Genomic DNA, 16,704 nt, shown 5'->3' with positions numbered 1-16,704 from the left:
AGGGGTGCAAGCAGAAAATTCCCGAATTCGCCAAACCGAGGATTTTCCATTGCCAGTCCGACGAAATCTCCTAGGCTGACATGTATGAGACATCTTCTGCACCGCATTTCGCTTCTGCTCATCCTGCCCGTGTTCGCGTTCGCTCTGACGGCTCAGACCGCCTTGTCCGCCAGTCGGGATCGGATCGAGGCTTTTCTGACCACGACGGGTTTTGACGTGGCGCTGGAAAGCATCGCACTGGCCTCGGCCTCGGCGCCTCAGATGCTGGGGATCGACCCCGAGGGTTTTGGCTCGCAATGGACGCGTCTGACGGAAGAGGTGTTCGACACCGATGACATGCATGAAACTGCGGTTGCGATTCTCGAACAGACGCTGAGCGACGAGGCCCTGAACCACGCGGTCGAGTTTTATGCTTCGGATCTGGGGCAACGGCTTGTCGAGGCGGAAAATGCCTCGCACCTTGTCGAGGATGACGAAGCCAAGCAACTTGAGGGGCAGGAGATCATATCCGATCTGGTCAAGTCCGGTTCGAGCCGCATCGAAAGCCTGAAGCGGATGAACAGTGCCATCGATGCCAGCGAAACCTCGTTGCGGGCATTGCAGGAGATCCAGCTTCGGTTCCTGCTGGCCGCCAGCGCCGCCGGAGTGATCGACCTGCAATTGGACGCGGACGGGCTGCGCCAGATGATGAAGCTGAACGAACCCGAGATGCGGCAGTCATTGCAACTGTCCGCCTTGGCCAACGCGGCCTATACCTATCAGGATTTCTCTGACGCGGATGTCGACGCCTATACCAAAGCGCTGGAACAGCCGCTGATGCAGGAAGTCTATGAGCTGTTGAACGCCATCCAGTACGAGATCATGGCCATGCGGTTTGAAGTGCTGGCGGCGCGCATGGCCGAGCTGCGTCCGGCTCAGGACATCTAATGCGGTTGCTACTGGCTCTGTGGCTGGTTCTGGCCGGTTGGGCCAGTGCGGTCACGGCCGATCAGGTCGACCGTCTGACCAAGGCAATGCATTTGTCCGACGTGATGCAGATTCTGCGTGATGAGGGTGTCGCGCAGGGGCGCGAACTGGACAAAAGCCTGCTGGACGGTGAGGGCGGATCGTTTTTCGAGGCCCAGGTTGAAGATTTGTACGACAAGGCCTGGATGCAGGCCAAGATTCATGATGCGCTGGCTGGCGGTATGTCCGAAGGGCAATTGGAGCAGGCCGCGCTGTTTTTCGAAAGCGACCTGGGCCGCGCCGTTGTGTCTTTGGAAAACTCGGCCCGCCGAACGTTTTCCGACGAAGCCATCGAAGAGATGGCCATGTCCGCCTATCGGGAGGCCGATCGTGATGCGGCCTATTTTCGCCTGATCGATGAGTATGTCGAGATCAACGACCTTGTTGATCGGAACGTGCGTGGAGCGTTGCAGGCCGATTACAATTTCTTCCGTGGGTTGGCGGATGGGCAGGGCATCACGGGCGACGACGGGGAAATGTTGGCCCAATTGCTGGCGCAGGGTGCGCAGTCCGAGCAACAAACCCGCGAGTGGCTGTACTCGTTCCTTCTGTTTGCATACCAACCGCTCAGCGAGGCCCAGCTGCGCGAGAATATCGCCTTTTCACGCACCGAGGCCGGGCAGGCCTTGAACAACGCCTTGTTCGCTGGTCTGGACACCATGTTCAACGAGTTGTCATACCAGCTGGGCGTGACGGTGGCGCAGGTTCTGCAAGCGTCGGATCTTTAGGCCGGTTTGCTGTTGACTTTGCCCTGTGATCCGTGGATAAGCGCGCATCCCGGCCGGAACCTCCGCGCCGGGTATCGTTATTGCTGGCCTGACGGGTGCGCCCTGACGGTCGTTCATCCGCCCTAAAAAGGCGCGCTGTTCGAGGTGGCCTTGGCCGAAACACCCGTCTGACGGGGACCACAGAACGCGGTAGAAAAAGGAAAGACGCATGTTTGCAGTCCTCAAGACTGGCGGCAAGCAGTACAAGGTTCAGGCGGGCGACGTGCTCCGCGTTGAAAAGCTGGCTGCCGACGCAGGTGAAAAAGTCCAATTCAACGACGTTCTGATGCTGGGTGGCGACGCCCCGGTGGTCGGCGCGCCGTTCATCGATGGTGCGGCCGTTCAGGCGGAAGTGATCGAACAGATCAAAGGTGACAAGGTCATCAAATTCGTCAAGCGCCGCCGCAAGCACAGCTCGAAGCGCACCGTTGGCCACCGTCAGAAGCTGACCCTGGTCAAGATCACCGACATCCTGCCCTCGGGTGCGGACAAGTCGGGCGTCAAGGCCGCAACCGGTTCGGCTCCGGCAGGTGAAGTTGCGAAAGCAGCGAAACCCGCCAAGAAAGCCGCTGCCAAGGCAGAAGCCCCGGCCGCTGCTGCTGCCGCTGACGATCTGACCAAGATCACCGGTGTTGGTCCCGCAGCTGCCAAGAAACTGGCCGAAGCCGGTATCGAAAGCTTTGCCGCTCTGGCCGCCTTGTCGGACGAGCAGATTGCTGCTATCGAGACGGTCAAAGTGAAACCCGAATGGGTTGAGCAGGCCAAAGATCTGGCCAAAGGCTAAGGAGAGAGAGAATGGCACATAAAAAAGCTGGCGGTTCCTCCCGTAACGGCCGCGACTCAGCGGGTCGTCGCCTTGGCGTGAAACTGTATGGTGGCCAGGCCGCCGTTGCAGGCAACATTATCGTGCGTCAGCGCGGCACCAAGTTCTGGCCGGGCGAAGGCGTGGGCATGGGCAAGGATCACACCATCTTTGCAACTGTCGATGGCGCCGTGAAGTTCCACAAGGGACTGAAAAACCGCACCTTCATTTCGGTCCTGCCAGCGGCGGAGGCCGCAGAGTAAGCCGAAACCCAGAAGGTTTAAGAAAAATTCATGGGGGACCGGCACAAAGTGCCGGTCCCCTTTCTCGTTTTGACACAGATTTGATCGAAAGCCCCGATGCCCGTTGCAACCACCAGTTTCCTGATCTTTGCCGCCAGCCAGGTCGGCACGCCGGGACCGGCCAACATGGTCCTGTTGGGAACGGGTGCGCGCTTTGGGTTCCGCGCGGCGCTGCCTTTCGTGGCAGGCGTGATTCTGGGCAAGCAGCTGATCATCTGGCCGCTGGGCTTTGGCCTTCTGCAACTGGCAGAACAGGCTCCGACAGCGTTCGCGGTTCTGAAATATGCTTCGGCGGCCTATATTTGCTGGCTTGCGTGGAAAATCGCCAACCTGCGCCTGTCGCATCAGGACGCGGGCGAGGCGGCTCCCGGATTCTGGGCCGGGTTGGTGGTCCATCCGCTGAACCCCAAGGCCTGGGCGATGACCATCGCGGGATTCACCGGGTTCGTCGCGGCGGGAACATCGGTGCTGAGTGCGACGCTCACGATCGCGCTCGTTTTGTTGACCTGCCAGGTGGTCCTGCACCCGATCTGGACTTTTGCGGGCGATAGAATTGCCCGCGTGGTTGCGGGACGGCCGGCGGAAAAATATCTGATGTGGACTCTCGCGGGTCTGACTGTTGCATCCGTACTTTTCGTGTTGTTCGGAGGAGGAACACACCAATGAAACTTGAGGCAATCATAAATCAGCCGGTCATTGAAACCGAGCGGTTCGACCTGCGCCCGCTGCGCCGGTCGGACATGGGCCTGATCGAGCACTACGCAGGGGACGAGCGCGTGGCGCGCATGACCACGTCGATCCCGCACCCTTTGCCGCCCGGTTCGATCGAAGCTTTCGTGACCCGCGCCATGGCCGAGGACCGGGACGAGGACGTCTGGGCGATGGACGCCACCAAGGATGGCGGGCCCGAGTTGATCGGAGTGATCTCGCTCAAGCGGCTGGATCGCAACCAGTCCGAAGTGGGCTATTGGGTCGCGCCCCTGTACTGGAACACGGGCATCGCCTCGCTGGCGGTGGAAACGCTGGTTCATTCGAACCCGCTGGAAAACGCCACGATGTTTGCCAGCGTGTTTCAGGACAATCCCGCCTCGGCCCGGGTCCTGACTCATTGCGGGTTCCAGTACCTTGGCGATGCCGAAAGCTTCTCGGTGGCGCGCAACGCAAATGTGCCCACCTGGACGTACAGCAAAAAACTCTGACTTGTGGCCGATGGGGCCTTTGCAGTAGGGGACTGACATGAAATTTCTCGATCTTGCAAAGGTCTACATCCGGTCCGGGGCCGGCGGTAGCGGGTGCGTCAGCTTTCGACGCGAAAAGTACATCGAATACGGCGGCCCCGATGGCGGGGACGGCGGCAAAGGCGGGTCCGTCTGGGCTGAGGTCGTGGACGGGCTGAACACCCTGATCGACTTCCGCTATCAGCAGCATTTCTTTGCCAAAAACGGACAGCCCGGCCGGGGCCAGCAGCGCACTGGCAAGGACGGCGACGACATTATCCTGCGCGTGCCGGTCGGAACCGAGATCCTGGACGAGGATCAGGAGACGGTGATCGCCGACCTGACCGAAGTGGGGCAACGTGTCCTTCTGGCGCGGGGCGGCAATGGCGGTTTCGGCAACCTGCATTTCAAATCGGCCACCAACCAGGCGCCGCGCCGTGCCAATCCGGGGCAGCCGGGCGTGGACCGTACGATTTGGCTGCGCCTGAAGCTGATCGCCGATGTGGGCCTGCTGGGCCTGCCGAATGCGGGCAAGTCAACCTTTCTGGCCGCCACCTCGAATGCCCGGCCCAAGATCGCCGACTATCCCTTTACCACGCTGCACCCAAATCTGGGCGTCGTCGGCGTGGACAACGTGGAATTCGTGGTGGCCGACATTCCCGGCCTGATCGAAGGCGCGCATGAAGGCCGCGGCATCGGCGACCGTTTTCTGGGCCATGTCGAACGCTGCGCGGTGTTGCTGCATCTGGTCGATGGCACGTCTGAGACCATCGCGCAGGACTATCACACCATCATCCACGAGCTTGAAGCCTATGGCGGCGCGCTGGCCGACAAGCCCCGGATCACCGTGCTGAACAAGATCGACGCGTTGGACGAAGAACAGCTCGAACTGGCCAAGGCCGAATTGGAAGAGGCCGTGGGCGGCCCTGTCATGACCATGTCGGGCGTCGCCCGACAGGGCGTGACCGAGGTTCTGCGGGCCCTGCGCGCCCAGATCGACGAAAACCGTCTGCGCCAGAAACCCACCGAGGAGCGCGAGACGTGGCAGCCCTGACCGACGCAAAGCGCCTGGTGGTCAAGATCGGCTCGGCGTTGCTGGTCGATCGTTCGACCGGCAAGCTGCGTTCGGACTGGTTGCATTCGCTGGCGCAGGACGTGGCGTGGCTCAAGGGGCAGGGGGCCGATGTGGTTCTGGTCTCGTCCGGTTCGATCGCGCTGGGGCGCGGTGTTCTGGGCCTGCCCGCAACCGCGCTGTCGCTGGAGCAGTCCCAGGCCGCGGCCGCCGTCGGGCAGATCCGGCTGGCGCGGGCCTATGAAGAGGCGTTGGCCCCCCACGACATCACCACGGCACAGGTTCTGGTAACGCTTGAAGACAGCGAGAACCGCCGCCGGTACCTGAACTCGCGCGCGACGTTGGAAACTCTGCTGGGGCTGGGTGTCGTGCCCATCGTGAACGAAAATGACACGGTGGCCACGGATGAAATCCGTTACGGCGACAATGATCGCCTGGCCGCGCAGATCGCCGTGACCGTCGGTGCGGATCAATTGATTCTGCTGTCCGATGTCGATGGGTTCTACACCGGCAACCCCGCCGAGGACCCGTCCGCCACCCGGTTTGCCGTGATCGACGCGATCACGCCCGAGATCGAGGCGATGGCCGGTGATGCCGGTTCGGGGCTGTCCAAGGGCGGCATGAAGACCAAGCTGATGGCCGCGCAGATGGCGACGGCGGCGGGCTGTGACATGGCGATTACGGAAGGATCGCCGTTGAACCCTCTGAAACTGCTGAACAATGGCGCGAACAGCACTTGGTTCAAAGCCAAGTTGGACCCGCATGCGGCGCGCAAACGCTGGATCTCGGCGATGAAGCCGCGGGGCGAGATCACGGTCGATGCAGGGGCTGCGCGGGCGCTGGAGAATGGCAAGAGCCTGTTGCCGGCCGGCATCGTCGAAGTGACGGGCGATTTCGGACGGGGCGACCCGGTGGCCATCAAGGACCACGAGGGCCGGCGTCTGGGATTGGGCCTCAGCCGCTATACCGCGCACGAGGCCGACGCCATCAAGGGGCGCAAATCCTCCGAGATCGAGGACGCACTCGGCTATCCCGGCCGTGCGGTGATGATCCACCGTGATGATCTGGCTTTGTAGCCGAGAAAACTGATAGATTTGGCTGGTCCGACGACCGGAAAGGCAGATGACATGAAGGACTTTGACAGCATTCCCGCCCTGATGGCCGATCTTGGCAAGCGCGCCAAGGATGCATCTCGGGACCTGGCCTTCGCCTCAGCCGAGCGCAAACACGCCGCGTTGATCGCCGCCGCCGAAGCCGTGTGGAAGAACCGCGCGCAGATCATCGAGGCCAACAGGAAAGACTTGGGCTATGGCCGCGAAAAAGGTCTGAGCCCGGCCATGATGGACCGCCTGATGCTGGACGAGTCGCGCATTCAGGGCATGGTCGACGGGTTGCGCACCGTGGCCGAACAGTCCGATCCGGTGGGTGAGGTTCTGGCCGAATGGGATATGCCCTCGGGGCTGAACATCCGCCGCGTACGCACCCCGCTGGGCGTGATCGGCGTGATCTATGAAAGCCGCCCGAACGTGACCGCTGATGCCGGGGCGCTGTGCCTGAAGTCGGGCAACGCCGTGATCCTGCGCGGCGGGTCGGAAAGCTTTCATTCTTCGACCGCGATCCACGCCTGTCTGGTCGATGGTCTGAAGGCCGCCAACCTGCCCGAGGATGCGATCCAGCTGGTGCCGACCCGTGACCGGGCGGCGGTGCAGGAATTGCTGACCATGACCGACTATGTCGACGTCATCGTGCCGCGCGGCGGCAAGGGACTGGTTGGGCTGGTCCAGCGCGAGGCGCGGGTTCCGGTCTTTGCCCATCTTGAAGGGATCGTGCACATCTACATCGACAAGGCAGCGCATCCGCAGAAAACGCTGGACGTGGTGTTGAACGCCAAGACCCGCCGCACCGGCATCTGCGGGGCGGCCGAATGCCTGCTGGTGCATCAGGATATCGCGGAAACGCTGGGGCGTGACGTGATCGCCGCGCTGCTGGCCGCGGGCGTCGAGGTCCATGCCGCAGGTGCGCTGGCCATCGACGGCACCGTGCCGGCCAGCGATGACGATTGGGGTAAGGAGTTTCTGGACAGCATCATCGCCGCAAAACCGGTGGCTGATATCGACAAGGCAATCGCGCATATCCGCCAATACGGATCGAACCACACCGATTGCATCATGACCGAGGATCAGCCCGCCGCCGACCGTTTCTTTGAACGGCTCGACAGTGCGATCCTGATGCACAACGCCTCGACCCAGTTTGCGGACGGTGGTGAGTTCGGCATGGGCACCGAGATCGGGATCGCCACGGGCAAAATGCACGCACGCGGCCCGGTGGGGGCGGCGCAGTTGACCAGTTTCAAATACCTGGTGCGCGGCAACGGCACGACGCGCGCCTGAGGCGTCGGGTCAGAACCGCAGCACCACGCGGGTCGCGCCCGTCTCGGCCGACACCCGGCGGCCCTGAGCGGCCGCCGTCTGCGGCAGAAGGGCGAACTGGACCTGCGCCGGTGTCACCTTGTTGGCGAATGTGCCGGTCGGGAGGCCTTTCCAAAGGTCGGGATCGACATTCATGCGATCAGCCGTACCGGTGACCGTCCATTTGTCGCCCACGCTGTCAATCTTGACCTCGCCGCCCATCGGCATGGCGCTTTCGCAGCACATGATGGCCAGAAACGCCAGTTTGATCTGATTGCGCGGCATTGCCTCGGTGACGTTCCAATGCACCCGGACTCGGCCCGCACGCTCGACATCGCGCAGCAGGTCCGTCACTTCGCTGCGGCCCAGCGGCTGATCGCTGGCCGCGCCAAAGGCCACGCGGAAAAACCGGATCCGCGCCCCGGCGCTGCCGACGCTGCCGGTAATCAGCTCCATCTCGGGGCCCTGGGTGCCGCCAACCATCTCCAACAGTTCCAGACCGTTCGTGATCGCGCCGATCGGGCTGATCAGATCGTGGCAGATCCGAGAGCCGATCAACTCGGCCAGGTTGACGTTGGTGTCGCCCATGCGTACCTCCTGTGGTATCCGCCCATGCCCGACCCGGAGCCGCCGCATGACAGATCTGAATGCCATTCTTGCACCGGGCATGTATGTCCGCCATCCCGATTTCCCCGACTGGGGCGTCGGACAGGTCCAGTCCAACATCGCGGGCAAGATCACCGTGAACTTTCGCGACCAGGGCAAAGTGGTGATTGACGGAACACGCATCGCCTTGATGCCGGTTCTTGATCCCTGAAACTGGTTTAGGAAAGGTTAACGGTGTCCGCCACCCGGTTCGTGTTGCCATTCGCCGCGCAGCTGCGGTATCAGCGCTGGGATCGCAACAAGACGACGACCATTCCAAATGCCGGATACGGGCCCTTCTTTCACTGTCAAACTTGCCGAAACCGACGAGGAACTGCGCGCGGCGCAGCGGCTGCGTTATGATGTCTTCGTGCGTGAACTGGGCGGTGGGGGAGAGATGGTCGATCACGCCGAAGGTCTGGAGCGCGACCAGTTCGACCCGTATTTTGATCACATGCTGGCCTATGACGACGCCAACGGACAAGTGGTCGGAGTCTACCGCCTGTTGCCGGGTGACCGCGTAGCTGAAGTCGGACGGTTCTACTCTGAGGATGAATACGACCTTACCGTTCTGAAAAACAGCGGCCGCAAATTGCTGGAACTCGGCCGGTCCTGCCTGCATCCGGACTATCGCGGCGGAACCGCAATGTATCATTTGTGGAATGGCCTCGCGAAATATGTGTCCGAACGGGAGATCGAGGTTCTGTTCGGCGTTGCCAGTTTTCACGGCACAGACGTCAAGCACCTTGCCCAGCCTCTGTCGATGCTGCATCACAACCACTTGGCGCCACCCGAGCTGCGGGTGCGGGCGCAGCCGGATGTTTTTCAGAACATGAACCTGGTTCCGAAAGATGCGCTGGATCGACGGGGTGCGATGTTGCAAGTTCCGGCCTTGATCAAGGCCTATCTTCGATTGGGTGGGTTTGTGGGCGAGGGGGCATTCATCGATCATGCATTCAACACCACCGACGTTTGCCTGATCCTCGACACCACTCGGATGAACGAAAGACAGAGACGCATCTATGGCGGAGCGTGACGTGCCAAACGGCGCTGTCTGGCACAGCTCGGACGACCCGGACCCGGTTGAGTTGGGCGTGTCGGGTTGGATTTTGGTGATCCTGCGGGGGCTTCCTCTGGCTGTGCTGGTGTTCGGTGGTCTGATCGTTCTGTTGCTTGTGCGCCTGGTCGAAAGACCCATCTTTGGCCTGCGTCGGCCGGTAACGCCGTTCATTGCCCAATTCGTATGTCGCAATGCGTTTCGAATTCTTGGGATCGGATTTTCCAGCTCGGGTGAGTTGATGCAGCAGCGCGGGGCAGTTGTGGCCAATCACACGTCCTGGCTGGATATCTTCGCGCTCAACGCCCGCAAGCGTGTATACTTCGTGTCCAAGGCCGAGGTGGCGAATTGGCCCGGCATCGGTTGGCTGGCCCGGGCCACCGGAACCGTGTTCATCGAACGTAATCCCAAAAAAGCGCGCGAGCAGACCAGATTGTTCGAAGACCGTCTGAAGGCCGGGCACAAGCTGTTGTTTTTTCCAGAGGGCACATCGACAGATGGCCTTCGGGTTTTGCCATTCAAAACAACGCTTTTTGCGGCATTCTTTGCAGATGAGCTGCGTGATTTCATGTATGTTCAGCCGGTTTCGGTTGTCTACCACGCGCCCGACGGGCAGCCGGACCGGTTCTATGGCTGGTGGGGGGACATGGATTTTGCCCCGCATCTTCTGAAGACGCTGGGCGCGCGGCGGCAGGGGCGTGTCGAATTGATTTATCATTCTCCGGCGCGGGTCAGCGATTTCGACAACCGCAAGGCTTTGGCCGCGCATTGCGAGCAGGCCGTTCGCCACGGGCATGCCTTGGCGCGGCCAGAAAAATAGGGGTAAAAGCCCCTTGCACCATCAGTCAACCTGCAGTATACGCGCGGCATTCAAATCCGCAGGCGGGGTTTGGTCGTTTTGAGGGAGACATCCTCATCAAGGCCGCCGGTTGGAGCAAACGCTTCTTTCACCCCCGCCAAGGCGAAAACCGGAAAAGGAAAAGATAGCATGGCTCTTCCCGAGTTCACCATGCGTCAGCTGCTGGAAGCTGGCGTTCACTTTGGTCACCAAACACAGCGTTGGAACCCCCGCATGGCGCCGTTCATCTATGGCGCGCGCAACGGCATCCACATCATGGACCTGACCCAGACCGTTCCGATGCTGGACCAGGCGCTGCAGGCGGTACGTGACACCGTCGCCAAAGGTGGCCGCGTTCTGTTTGTCGGCACCAAGCGTCAGGCTGCACAGCCGATCGCCGAAGCCGCTGAAAAGTCGGCTCAGTATTACATGAACCACCGCTGGCTGGGCGGCACGCTGACCAACTGGAAAACCGTTTCCCAGTCGATCAACCGTCTGAACCAGATCGACGAAGCCATGGAATCGGGCGCTGAAGGCCTGACCAAGAAAGAGCGTCTGGGCATGGAGCGTGACCAGGCCAAGCTGCAGGCTTCGCTGGGCGGCATCCGCGAGATGGGCGGCGTTCCTGACCTGCTGTTCGTCATCGACGTCAAGAAAGAAGCGCTGGCCATCGCCGAAGCCAACAAGCTGGGTATTCCGGTTGTGGCCGTCGTCGACACCAACTGCTCGCCGGATGGTGTGGACTACATCATCCCCGGCAACGACGATGCTGCCCGTGCAATCGCACTGTATTGCGACCTGGCCGCACGTGCTGCGCTGGACGGCATGACCGCACAGCTGGGCGCCGCCGGCGTCGACCTGGGCGAGTTCGAAGAAGCACCGGTTGAAGAAGCCGTTGCAGAAGAAGCCGAAGCGTCGGCCGAAGCGTAAGCTGCCCGTCACGTAAATGACATATGGGGCAGGGTAGACCTGCCCCAATTCCGTTTGAATTGAGGAGAGCCAAGAGATGGCAATCACTGCAGCAATGGTGAAAGAACTGCGCGACTCGACCGGCGCAGGCATGATGGACGCGAAAAAAGCGCTGACCGAAACCGGCGGCAACATGGACGAGGCCGTTGACTGGCTGCGCACCAAAGGTCTGGCAAAGGCCGCAAAGAAATCCGGCCGTACCGCAGCAGAAGGCTTGGTTGCCGTTCACGTCGAAGGCGGCAACGGTGTTGCTGTCGAAGTGAACTCGGAAACCGACTTTGTCGCGAAGAACGCCGAGTTCCAGGAAATGGTCGCCAAGATCACCTATGCAGCCCAGGGCGTTGACTCGGTTGAGGAACTGCTGGCTGCTGATCTCGGCGGCAAGTCGGTTGCCGACACGCTGACCGACAAGATCGCCACCATCGGCGAAAACATGTCGGTCCGCCGCATGGCCAAACTGTCGGGCGACACCTTAGTCTCGTATGTCCACAACGCCGCGACCAACGGCATGGGCAAGATCGGTGTTCTGGTTGCTCTTTCGGGCGGCGATGAAGCCATCGGCAAGCAGGTCGCGATGCACATCGCAGCCGTGAACCCGGCCGCTCTGTCCGAAGCCGACCTGGATCCGGCCGTTGTCGAAAAAGAAAAGCAGGTCCAGATGGACATCGCGCGCGAGTCTGGCAAGCCCGAGCAGGTCATCGAAAAGATGATCGAGGGCCGCATGAAGAAATTCGTTGCGGAATCGACCCTGCTGAGCCAGCAGTTCGTTGTGAACCCCGACCTGACCGTGGAAGCAGCGGCCAAGGAAGCCGGCGCAACCATCACCGGTTTTGTTCGTCTGGAAGTTGGCGAAGGCATCGTGGTCGAAAAAGAAGACTTTGCTGCCGAAGTCGCCAAAGCGGCTCAGGGCTGACGCCTATTCAGCCCGGGTTTTCCGGGCTGATCCAAAAACACCCGAAACCGGTTGCGCAACGCGCGACCGGTTTTTTCTTGGCGAATTTTCCGATTGATCAGAGTAGTAATTGGAGGGCCCCGCAAGATGGGGATGGTCGAGGCCCCCCAAAATTTCCGACATCGGCACGCGGACGAATAAGCGCCCTTTGTCAGAGCGAACGGAGAGCCTTGGGAATACAAAGATCCGTCCAAATGTTCCTTGGCTAAAGCCACCACTCACGGAACGGGATCAATGTGCAATTTCTGCGCAGTTTTAGGAAGTCATGTATTCCTTACCTAAGGTCAACCGTCGTGCGACAGCGGCTTCAGACCTCCATTACGAACATCTGATTCTGCAGCGAAGCCTTCAAAACCGCCTGTGCGGTCGTTTCGACGGAAAGAGCCTCGCGCGCCAGCCTGAGGTGTTTTTCAACAGTTGCCGAAGTCAGTCCCATCAGCAGGGCAATGTCCTGGGTCGTTTTGCCGTCACCCACCCATTCCAGAGCCTCACGCTGCCGCTTGGTCAAGGCGCGGTTCGGGGGATTGTAGGGCAGGGTCAGGATCTTGAGATGGGCGATGTTGTTCATCAGCAGGATGTCATCACCATGCTCGGCCCACATCTCGTCCATCTCGTCCTGGCTGCGGTTCAGAGCGGCCAGCGAAATTGCCCCCTTCGACCGCATGGACACCGAAGTGAAACTGATCGTGTAACCGACAGTGATACCTTTCGAGCGGTTGAACTCGTACACCTTGCGTTCTTCGTTGGTCATCGTGCCGCTGGACATCATCTCACGGATCATGCTCCAGCTTGCGGCCCCTTCGTGATCCAATGCCCATTTCAGCATGGGCGCATGGAAATACAGACCATCCCGAAGGAAACCGTCCATGTATTCCTTGCAGTGATTGGTCAGGATCACGAAATCTTCGGGGTCGCCCAAAGACGTTTGGGTGCGGTACTGTGTGTGTCCGTACAACAGGCGGTCAAAACCATACTTGGCCATCTGTTCGGTGTGCGCGGCCCAAAGCTCCTCGAGGGTTTTCACATAGCTCAGAAAGTTGAGGTATTCCTTGAGCGTCATCATGCGCCGCCACCCTCCTGAAGATGCGCGGCCAGCGCTTCCAGCGCCAGAACATAGCTTTGAGCGCCAAAGCCGCAGATCTGCCCGATGGCCACGGCCGAGATGTAGGACTTGTGCCGAAATGCCTCGCGGGCGTGGATATTGGACAGGTGAACCTCGACTACCGGCAGTTCAGCCGACGAAATGGCATCCATCAACGCTATTGACGTGTGGGTATACGCGCCGGCGTTCAGGACGATCCCGTCATGGGTCCCGCGCGCGCCGTGGATGGCATCGATCAACACACCTTCATGGTTTGATTGAGCGCACTCGACACGCAACCCGATCGATGCGCCATGCGAAACGCACAAGTCTTCGATCATCTTCAAGGTGGTATGACCGTAAACCTCGGGCTGCCGTGTGCCCAAAAGGTTCAGGTTCGGTCCGTTCAATACAAGAATAGTACGCATTATTTTTCTGTCCCCATACCTGTTTCATAGCCGCGAATTGAAAACGCGTCTACCGGCTTTGCTCTCATGAGGCGAGCGGGTGCAGGTCAGGTCATGGGGTCATGCTGTGAAACGACCGTGAATGTCGTTCCTAGTCGATGGACACGACAACTTTGCCGAGAACCGACCGATCGCCCAACATCTCCAAAGCTTCGGCGGCGCGGGGCAAGGAAAAGCGGGCGCTGATACGCGGCTTGATCTTGCTGCCATGATACATGGCAAACAGTTCCCGCAAGTTTTCGGCATGTCCGGCCGGATCGCGGAATACGGACGCGCCCCAGAACACGCCGACGATCTCACAGCCCTTAAGCAAAGGCAGATTCAACGGGATATTGGGGATTCCGGCCGGAAAACCAACGACCAGAAACCGCCCCTTCCAGGCCATCGCGCGCAATGCCGGTTCGGCATAGTCGCCGCCAACCGCATCATAGACCACGTCAACGCCATCACCGCCCGCCAGCTTCTTGATTTCTGACGAGAACGCTTTTTGCGCCTCTCGCGTCATCTCCTTGGAGTAGACGATCGTTTCATCAGCGCCCAAATCCCTGCAGAACTGAGCTTTGTCTTCCGTGGACACCGCAGCAATCACACGCGCGCCCATGGCTTTGCCCAATTCAACCGCGGCCGAGCCGACACCGCCAGCGGCCCCAAGCACCAACAGAGTTTCACCGCCTTTGAGCCCGGCGCGATCCTTCAGTGCATGGTAGGACGTTCCGTAGGTGAAAATGAAACAAGCCGCATCCTCGTACGGCATGGACTCCGGGATGGTAACGGCGCTGGCGGCCGGAATGCAAAGCTGTTCGGCGAAACCTCCGTGACCTGTCAGGGCCAGAACGCGGTCACCGACCTTCAGATCGGAAACACCATCTCCAACGGCGATCAAATCGCCCGACACCTCCCCTCCGGGCGCGAAGGGGCGCGGTGGTTTCATCTGGTACAAATCGCGAATGATCAGCGTGTCCGGAAAATTCACGCCTGCCGCACGTACCCGGATCAGCACCTGACCCTTTTTGGGCGTTGGATCGGGCAGGGTGGTCAATTCCAGTGTTTCCGGACCACCCGGGGCGACGCTGAGTAATGCTTGCATTTCGTATTCCGATCCTCGCCATTTGTCGGCCCGAAGGTCGGGTCCTGACACCATGTTGTCAAGGCAGATGTGAAATGCAATTCTGCACAGTGAAACTGACCCGACCTGAAATAGAACTCAGGACGCAACAAAAACGAATTATGGGGAGAGGCTGATGACACCGGAGAACTTATTTTCGCTAGCGGGCAAGACTGCTTTGGTCACGGGCGGCGCGACCGGCATTGGTCGGATGGCAGCCGAGGCTCTGCTGCGCGCGGGTGCGCGGGTGCTGATCGCCTCGCGCAAGGGCGAAGCCTGCGAAGCTGTGGCCGCCGAACTGAACGCGCTGGATGCGTCCGGAACCGCCGAAGGGTTTGCCGGTGACGTCAGCAGCGAGGCCGGCATTGACGCACTGGTCGAAGAGGTGAGCAACCGCACCCAAAGGCTTGATATTCTTATGAACAATGCCGGCGTTTCGTGGGGCGCTCCTATGGGACAGTTTCCCTATGACGCCTGGGACAAAGTCATGTCCGTGAATGTCGCCGGCATCTTTCATCTGACCCAGAAGCTGCTTCCTCTGCTGATGCAATCGGGCTCGGACGATGATCCTGCACGGGTAATCAACGTCGCATCGGTGATGGGAGAAGTTCCGATGGGTGATGGCGCCTACAGCTATTCCGCGTCCAAGGCGGCCGTCATCCATCTGACCAAGATCATGGCAAAGGAGCTGTCGCCCTACCGCGTGACTGTGAATGCTCTGGCACCGGGACCGTTCGTTTCGCGCATGACCGCCTTTGCCACGGCTGACGAGGAAAAACGCGAGAAAGTGGGCAAGTCAGTCCCGCTGGGCCGTGTCGGGCGCGACGAGGACATCGCGGGCTGTATGCTGTTCCTCAGCGGACGCGGCGGCAGTTACGTGACCGGCGCCGTGATCCCGGTCTCGGGTGGTATCAACGTTCTGACCGGAGGAAACATCTTTGCCGATGCCCTGTGAAACCTGGTCCATTATCAAGCGAGGTCGATCGCATGAGCGATGACCCGAACACCCTCGACCTTGTCGCCGTAGATGCCTATCTGCGCGTCAACCTGCAAGGCTATGCCGGTCCGCTTGAGGCGAAGAAGTTCACGGTGGGTCAGTCCAATCCGACCTACGAACTGCGCACGCCTGGCAAATCCTATGTTCTGCGGCGCAAGCCGCCCGGAGTTCTGCTGAAATCCGCACACGCGGTCGACCGCGAATTCCGTGTTCAGACCGCGTTGGCGCACAGCAAAGTGCCGGTGCCGCGCATGTACGTGCTGTGCGAGGATGACAGCATCATCGGCTCTGCCTTCTATGTCATGGAGCGTCTCGTCGGCCGGAATTTTCTGGAACCGACCATGAAGGGCGAAACCAGCGAAACCCGCAGCGCCGTTCTGGATGAGATGAACCGGGTTCTGGCCGAATTGCACATGGTCGATATCGACGCCGTGGGCCTGTCCGACTACGGACCGACCGGCAACTACTTTGAACGCCAGATCGCGCGCTGGACCAAACAGTATCGCGCCTCGGAAACCGAAACGGTTGCCGACATGGATGCGCTGATCGGCGCGCTGGAAAGCTCGATCCCGGCGGATGATGGTCAACGAACGCTGGTTCATGGCGACTATCGCATCGACAATCTGATGTTCGAGCGGGACGGAACCCGCTGCATCGGGGTCCTGGATTGGGAGCTGTCCACCATCGGCCATCCCTATGCCGATCTGGCGGCCGTAATCATGCAATGGCAGATGCCGCCGGGCAAAGAGGGTCGGGGGCTGGCCGGTGTTGACCGAGACAGCCTCGGGCTGCCCAGCGATCAGCAGTTCATCGCCTCATATTGTAAGCGGCGCGGTTTGCCGGGGATCGACAATTTCGGCTTCTATCTTGCGTTCAACTTCTTCCGCATGGCCGGAATTCTCCAAGGCGTCTACAAACGCGCTCTGGACGGGAATGCATCCGATCCGGCCCGGGCGCGCGCATTCGGAGCCTATGTGCCGATGTTCGCCAAACATGGTCTGGCAGCGCTGGGATAGAGGG

At 60.4% G+C, this 16,704-nt stretch carries 20 protein-coding genes; 16 read left to right on the top strand and 4 right to left on the bottom strand.

The genetic code is table 11. The features are described from left to right. Positions 1-84: 84 nt before the first annotated feature. The 9 genes from ACR3EL_RS08300 (at position 85) to ACR3EL_RS08260 (ending at position 7,555) form a co-directional block, all read left to right on the top strand. Positions 85-927 carry a DUF2059 domain-containing protein gene (locus ACR3EL_RS08300; protein ID WP_170338641.1) on the top strand — a complete coding sequence of 281 codons (843 nt, stop codon included), beginning with the start codon at positions 85-87 and terminating at the stop codon, positions 925-927. Next, the gene (locus tag ACR3EL_RS08295) at positions 927-1,733 is read left to right on the top strand and encodes a DUF2059 domain-containing protein (protein ID WP_480721159.1); all 807 of its coding nucleotides are present in this window, start codon (positions 927-929) and stop codon (positions 1,731-1,733) included. Before ACR3EL_RS08300 ends, ACR3EL_RS08295 begins: the two co-directional genes overlap by 1 nt. A gap of 208 nt (positions 1,734-1,941) precedes the next feature. Then, the gene (locus ACR3EL_RS08290; protein ID WP_170339207.1) at positions 1,942-2,556 is read left to right on the top strand and encodes a 50S ribosomal protein L21; all 615 of its coding nucleotides are present in this window, start codon (positions 1,942-1,944) and stop codon (positions 2,554-2,556) included. Between the two features lie 11 nt (positions 2,557-2,567). Continuing rightward, the gene (rpmA, locus tag ACR3EL_RS08285) at positions 2,568-2,837 is read left to right on the top strand and encodes a 50S ribosomal protein L27 (RefSeq protein WP_480721158.1); all 270 of its coding nucleotides are present in this window, start codon (positions 2,568-2,570) and stop codon (positions 2,835-2,837) included. Positions 2,838-2,933: 96 nt separating this feature from the next. Then, a complete protein-coding gene (locus ACR3EL_RS08280; RefSeq protein WP_480721156.1) occupies positions 2,934-3,542 on the top strand; it encodes a LysE family translocator in 609 nt (202 codons plus the stop codon). Continuing rightward, on the top strand, positions 3,539-4,075 hold the full coding sequence (locus ACR3EL_RS08275; RefSeq protein ID WP_170338635.1) for a GNAT family N-acetyltransferase: 537 nt from the start codon (positions 3,539-3,541) through the stop codon (positions 4,073-4,075). Before ACR3EL_RS08280 ends, ACR3EL_RS08275 begins: the two co-directional genes overlap by 4 nt. A 37-nt stretch (positions 4,076-4,112) precedes the next feature. Then, entirely contained in the window at positions 4,113-5,147 is a 1,035-nt protein-coding gene (obgE, locus tag ACR3EL_RS08270) for a GTPase ObgE (RefSeq protein ID WP_005983058.1), read from the top strand. Continuing rightward, positions 5,135-6,241, top strand: a complete 1,107-nt coding sequence (gene proB / locus ACR3EL_RS08265; RefSeq protein ID WP_170338633.1) for a glutamate 5-kinase — start codon at positions 5,135-5,137, stop codon at positions 6,239-6,241. Before obgE ends, proB begins: the two co-directional genes overlap by 13 nt. A gap of 51 nt (positions 6,242-6,292) precedes the next feature. Further along, complete coding sequence (locus tag ACR3EL_RS08260) at positions 6,293-7,555, top strand: glutamate-5-semialdehyde dehydrogenase (protein ID WP_480721153.1); 1,263 nt, start codon at positions 6,293-6,295, stop codon at positions 7,553-7,555. 9 nt (positions 7,556-7,564) lie between these two features. Here ACR3EL_RS08260 and ACR3EL_RS08255 read toward each other — a convergent pair whose 3' ends face one another. Next, positions 7,565-8,161, bottom strand: coding sequence for a histidine phosphotransferase family protein (locus tag ACR3EL_RS08255; protein WP_093962052.1), 597 nt, complete (start codon positions 8,159-8,161; stop codon positions 7,565-7,567). A 46-nt stretch (positions 8,162-8,207) separates the two neighbouring features. Here ACR3EL_RS08255 and ACR3EL_RS08250 point away from each other — a divergent pair, with 46 nt between their 5' ends. The 5 genes from ACR3EL_RS08250 (at position 8,208) to tsf (ending at position 11,995) form a co-directional block, all read left to right on the top strand. Beyond that, complete coding sequence (locus ACR3EL_RS08250; RefSeq protein WP_093962053.1) at positions 8,208-8,390, top strand: DUF3553 domain-containing protein; 183 nt, start codon at positions 8,208-8,210, stop codon at positions 8,388-8,390. A gap of 108 nt (positions 8,391-8,498) precedes the next feature. After that, positions 8,499-9,254, top strand: coding sequence for an L-ornithine N(alpha)-acyltransferase (olsB, locus tag ACR3EL_RS08245; RefSeq protein WP_170338630.1), 756 nt, complete (start codon positions 8,499-8,501; stop codon positions 9,252-9,254). Further along, positions 9,241-10,095 (top strand): lyso-ornithine lipid O-acyltransferase, encoded by an 855-nt coding sequence (gene olsA / locus ACR3EL_RS08240; RefSeq protein WP_170338628.1) that lies wholly within the window; start codon positions 9,241-9,243, stop codon positions 10,093-10,095. The genes olsB and olsA overlap by 14 nt, the downstream gene beginning before the upstream one ends. Before the next feature lie 168 nt (positions 10,096-10,263). After that, positions 10,264-11,043, top strand: a complete 780-nt coding sequence (gene rpsB, locus ACR3EL_RS08235; protein WP_093962056.1) for a 30S ribosomal protein S2 — start codon at positions 10,264-10,266, stop codon at positions 11,041-11,043. A 76-nt stretch (positions 11,044-11,119) separates the two neighbouring features. Further along, on the top strand, positions 11,120-11,995 hold the full coding sequence (gene tsf, locus ACR3EL_RS08230; RefSeq protein ID WP_170338626.1) for a translation elongation factor Ts: 876 nt from the start codon (positions 11,120-11,122) through the stop codon (positions 11,993-11,995). Between the two features lie 346 nt (positions 11,996-12,341). Here tsf and ACR3EL_RS08225 read toward each other — a convergent pair whose 3' ends face one another. From ACR3EL_RS08225 to ACR3EL_RS08215, 3 genes are all read right to left on the bottom strand, one after another. After that, complete coding sequence (locus ACR3EL_RS08225; RefSeq protein WP_093962957.1) at positions 12,342-13,094, bottom strand: LuxR family transcriptional regulator; 753 nt, start codon at positions 13,092-13,094, stop codon at positions 12,342-12,344. Beyond that, on the bottom strand, positions 13,094-13,543 hold the full coding sequence (gene aroQ / locus ACR3EL_RS08220; RefSeq protein ID WP_170338624.1) for a type II 3-dehydroquinate dehydratase: 450 nt from the start codon (positions 13,541-13,543) through the stop codon (positions 13,094-13,096). The genes ACR3EL_RS08225 and aroQ overlap by 1 nt, the downstream gene beginning before the upstream one ends. Positions 13,544-13,673: 130 nt before the next feature. Next, positions 13,674-14,669, bottom strand: a complete 996-nt coding sequence (locus ACR3EL_RS08215; protein ID WP_480721146.1) for an NADPH:quinone oxidoreductase family protein — start codon at positions 14,667-14,669, stop codon at positions 13,674-13,676. A 154-nt stretch (positions 14,670-14,823) separates the two neighbouring features. Here ACR3EL_RS08215 and ACR3EL_RS08210 point away from each other — a divergent pair, with 154 nt between their 5' ends. Both ACR3EL_RS08210 and ACR3EL_RS08205 read left to right on the top strand, forming a co-directional pair. Continuing rightward, positions 14,824-15,642 (top strand): SDR family NAD(P)-dependent oxidoreductase, encoded by an 819-nt coding sequence (locus ACR3EL_RS08210; protein ID WP_170357836.1) that lies wholly within the window; start codon positions 14,824-14,826, stop codon positions 15,640-15,642. A gap of 32 nt (positions 15,643-15,674) precedes the next feature. Then, the gene (locus ACR3EL_RS08205; protein WP_480721143.1) at positions 15,675-16,700 is read left to right on the top strand and encodes a phosphotransferase; all 1,026 of its coding nucleotides are present in this window, start codon (positions 15,675-15,677) and stop codon (positions 16,698-16,700) included. Positions 16,701-16,704: the final 4 nt, after the last annotated feature.

It is taken from the genome of Ruegeria sp. BJ3 (genome assembly GCF_056535665.1).
This window is presented reverse-complemented; position numbering and strand designations above follow the sequence as displayed.

Bases quoted from the DNA above. Each gene is read 5' to 3' on its own strand.
- ACR3EL_RS08300 (WP_170338641.1), top strand. From the start codon at position 85: ATGAGACATCTTCTGCACCGCATTTCGCTTCTGCTCATCCTGCCCGTG.
- ACR3EL_RS08295 (WP_480721159.1), top strand. From the start codon at position 927: ATGCGGTTGCTACTGGCTCTGTGGCTGGTTCTGGCCGGTTGGGCCAGT.
- ACR3EL_RS08290 (WP_170339207.1), top strand. From the start codon at position 1,942: ATGTTTGCAGTCCTCAAGACTGGCGGCAAGCAGTACAAGGTTCAGGCG.
- rpmA (WP_480721158.1), top strand. From the start codon at position 2,568: ATGGCACATAAAAAAGCTGGCGGTTCCTCCCGTAACGGCCGCGACTCA.
- ACR3EL_RS08280 (WP_480721156.1), top strand. From the start codon at position 2,934: ATGCCCGTTGCAACCACCAGTTTCCTGATCTTTGCCGCCAGCCAGGTC.
- ACR3EL_RS08275 (WP_170338635.1), top strand. From the start codon at position 3,539: ATGAAACTTGAGGCAATCATAAATCAGCCGGTCATTGAAACCGAGCGG.
- obgE (WP_005983058.1), top strand. From the start codon at position 4,113: ATGAAATTTCTCGATCTTGCAAAGGTCTACATCCGGTCCGGGGCCGGC.
- ACR3EL_RS08260 (WP_480721153.1), top strand. From the start codon at position 6,293: ATGAAGGACTTTGACAGCATTCCCGCCCTGATGGCCGATCTTGGCAAG.
- ACR3EL_RS08255 (WP_093962052.1), bottom strand. From the start codon at position 8,161: ATGGGCGACACCAACGTCAACCTGGCCGAGTTGATCGGCTCTCGGATC.
- ACR3EL_RS08250 (WP_093962053.1), top strand. From the start codon at position 8,208: ATGACAGATCTGAATGCCATTCTTGCACCGGGCATGTATGTCCGCCAT.
- olsB (WP_170338630.1), top strand. From the start codon at position 8,499: ATGCCGGATACGGGCCCTTCTTTCACTGTCAAACTTGCCGAAACCGAC.
- olsA (WP_170338628.1), top strand. From the start codon at position 9,241: ATGGCGGAGCGTGACGTGCCAAACGGCGCTGTCTGGCACAGCTCGGAC.
- rpsB (WP_093962056.1), top strand. From the start codon at position 10,264: ATGGCTCTTCCCGAGTTCACCATGCGTCAGCTGCTGGAAGCTGGCGTT.
- tsf (WP_170338626.1), top strand. From the start codon at position 11,120: ATGGCAATCACTGCAGCAATGGTGAAAGAACTGCGCGACTCGACCGGC.
- ACR3EL_RS08225 (WP_093962957.1), bottom strand. From the start codon at position 13,094: ATGACGCTCAAGGAATACCTCAACTTTCTGAGCTATGTGAAAACCCTC.
- aroQ (WP_170338624.1), bottom strand. From the start codon at position 13,543: ATGCGTACTATTCTTGTATTGAACGGACCGAACCTGAACCTTTTGGGC.
- ACR3EL_RS08215 (WP_480721146.1), bottom strand. From the start codon at position 14,669: ATGCAAGCATTACTCAGCGTCGCCCCGGGTGGTCCGGAAACACTGGAA.
- ACR3EL_RS08210 (WP_170357836.1), top strand. From the start codon at position 14,824: ATGACACCGGAGAACTTATTTTCGCTAGCGGGCAAGACTGCTTTGGTC.
- ACR3EL_RS08205 (WP_480721143.1), top strand. From the start codon at position 15,675: ATGAGCGATGACCCGAACACCCTCGACCTTGTCGCCGTAGATGCCTAT.